The 2139-nt window shown below is 40.2% G+C and carries 2 protein-coding genes and 1 pseudogene; all 3 read right to left on the bottom strand.

From position 1 onward, the window contains the following. Nucleotides 1-362, bottom strand: a pseudogene (locus HMPREF2955_RS00240) (RHS repeat-associated core domain-containing protein); the annotation flags it as partial. 120 nt (nucleotides 363-482) lie between these two features. Next, nucleotides 483-992 carry a hypothetical protein gene (locus HMPREF2955_RS00235; RefSeq protein ID WP_070719859.1) on the bottom strand — a complete coding sequence of 170 codons (510 nt, stop codon included), beginning with the start codon at nucleotides 990-992 and terminating at the stop codon, nucleotides 483-485. Between the two features lie 7 nt (nucleotides 993-999). Then, nucleotides 1000-1251 carry a hypothetical protein gene (locus tag HMPREF2955_RS15495; protein ID WP_139145428.1) on the bottom strand — a complete coding sequence of 84 codons (252 nt, stop codon included), beginning with the start codon at nucleotides 1249-1251 and terminating at the stop codon, nucleotides 1000-1002. Nucleotides 1252-2139 lie beyond the last annotated feature (888 nt).

Genomic DNA, 2139 nt, shown 5'->3' with positions numbered 1-2139 from the left:
TTGAAAGCACCGCCAAGTTTCGCTTTGCTGTTATTGTTATTACTATTGTTATTACTATTGTTGTTATTACTAGCGGCCTGCGTCGGGTCTACGGCATTGGCAATACCCAAGATATTGTCCACAGCATCGTATTGGTACTTGTTTTCCATCACAGCCCTACCGTCCGCCGTAAGGTTCATCGCCTGCAGACGTTCACGCTGCTTGTCGTAGGTGTAGGTCGTTTCCGTGCCGTTGCCGAGCTTGGTATAGACGGTATGCCCGTCCTTGCCGTAACCTATCCTGTCAACAATAACGCTCTCACGCCCCTGTTTATTGCCCGAAAGGCGAACTATTTGACCTGCCGCATTGTAATGATAGGTCATGTTGCGCACGCCATTCCTGCTGTCGTAGGGGGTATCGTAGATAAAAGTACGAATATCCGCTACGCTCGCCATTATGGTGTGCTACAGCAAGTTGTAGTCAGAATAATTGTATATGGCTTATTAAAATAAATCACGAAAGAAAAATAATAATTCATGATAGAAATGAAAGAATCTCTCACTCCAACCCCATGGCCTATTTACAGAATAAACATTAATACGTCTAAGCCATTTATCATCCTTTCTCGAATAATTATAATAATACAACGTGTCGTTTACCATAGAATCAAGGAAAACAACCGCATATTCGACCCTTTTCCCTATTATCCGATATGACTTTTTTGAAATATCTATTTCTGCAACGTAAGTCCTTGAATAGTTCGACCTGTTATTTATTATCATGTGATAAAGAGGTAAATAAATATAATTATCACTTATTATAATCGGCCCTCCAAAACCATCATGATGAGGAGTCATGATTTGTACTCCATTTATAAACAATTTTCCACACAGAGGCCCTTCCTTACCGAAATTGTGTAGATCCATAAATAGAATTTTACAAGAAGCGACTTCATAAAATGAAGGGAATTGCCAAGGATTCCCCATTTCTGCATATATAATATTTTTATTCATAAGACTTCTATTTAACCCTATTCAGTTTATCCACCGTAAAATACTGAGTCCTTCCTCCGATCCATTGTCCCCCCTGTGACTTTGCGGTTCCTTTTATCATAATAGAACCTTTAGGAACTTGTATTTCCGCAATACCTTCCATCGTATTATTCCATTCTGGTCTCAGCGCAAGTCCGCGTCTATCAATAAATTTTCCAATTGGTCCATTTGAAAGATAGGAACCAACAGCCGCAGCATTTCCACCAAAATATCGATACAAATCTAAATCTTTTGTTGTTTTGATAACTTCTACATCTTTAGTGAAATCTATTAGTCACTGTGGCACTTGACGATACGCTCGCCGGCAGCATTATAGGTGTATCGGCTTGTCTTACCCGTTGTCCAACAAAACCATCAGGCGGTTGTCATCGTCCCAATACATTCTCCGCTCGCTGTTCAGACTGTCGTTCTCCACCAGTGTTGGGTTACCATTGGCATCGTAAGTATAATGCTCATGCCCTATCTGCGTGGGAGCGGTGGGGTGGTTGCTGCCCCCCTGAGGTTCTTCGACTATTCGGACGCCTTCGATGTTATGACGTTCGCTGCATCCAAATATTGTCCACGGATCGTATTTTATTTTATGGGCATGAGATACACATTCACATGAATTCCCTCACAATGGAACTATCAAACTGTTCGCCAGATGTTTCGTTTCTTATGAAACATTGCTTATTTTCCAAGTCTTTCAAACTTTCTAGAACCAATTCTTTGGAGTTAAGTGTTTGAATGGGATCTTTTGTACATACTTTATTCTCATCTATTATAATTAAGGTGTCTTTGACGAGCTTATAACGTAAAAACATGACGGTATCTGAGATACAATCAAAAACGGCTGTAGAATCTCGGTAAAAGAATAAGTTTGCATATGTAGCAGTTCTGTAATCATTGTCCACAGCCCGCCAATGTCCTATAATATCTCCACCTACAATACGTTTGTCCTTTTTGGGGGTACAACCTAAGAGAGATATCATGCAACTAAATATTACCATTGGGATTTTACTCCGAAACCCCTCCCAAACAAGCCTTTCCATCATTAGAATTGTTGAATTTTACTGGACAAAGATACGATAAAATCTGAAATTCTGCCCCATTTGTCTGTGGCAAAACG

The organism is Prevotella sp. HMSC073D09 (genome assembly GCF_001814145.1).
GTDB lineage: Bacteria > Bacteroidota > Bacteroidia > Bacteroidales > Bacteroidaceae > Prevotella > Prevotella conceptionensis.
Note: the sequence above shows the minus strand (reverse complement) of the source record. Positions and strands in the feature narration are given on the sequence as shown.